Origin of the sequence: Eubacterium sp. AF17-7 (assembly GCF_003461285.1) — a bacterium.
In the GTDB taxonomy this organism is placed as follows: Bacteria; Bacillota; Clostridia; order Lachnospirales; family Lachnospiraceae; genus Eubacterium_U; species Eubacterium_U album.
Genome location: NZ_QTWU01000041.1, coordinates 522 through 724, shown reverse-complemented (window position 1 = coordinate 724; position 203 = coordinate 522). Strand labels below are relative to the sequence as shown.

The 203-nt window shown below is 50.7% G+C and carries 2 tRNA genes (1 of these 2 only partly in view); both read right to left on the bottom strand.

Annotation, left to right across the window (positions count from 1 at the left end):
- Positions 1-60 precede the first annotated feature (60 nt).
- Positions 61-134 (bottom strand) — tRNA-Met (locus DWW96_RS13755).
- A 19-nt stretch (positions 135-153) separates the two neighbouring features.
- Positions 154-203 (bottom strand) — tRNA-Tyr (locus DWW96_RS14165); it runs 68 nt beyond the window's last position.

The window sequence follows — 203 nt, the reverse complement described above, 5'->3', positions numbered from 1 at the left end:
CAGAGACACGAGGATTTTCAGTCCTCTGCTCTACCAACTGAGCTAACTGGGCATAAAAAATTGCGGGGACAGGATTTGAACCTGCGACCTCCGGGTTATGAGCCCGACGAGCTTCCAGACTGCTCTACCCCGCGCTGTTTCTTCTTTTTTTAATGGGCAGAGAAGGATTCGAACCTTCGAAGGCGTTGCCAGCAGATTTACAG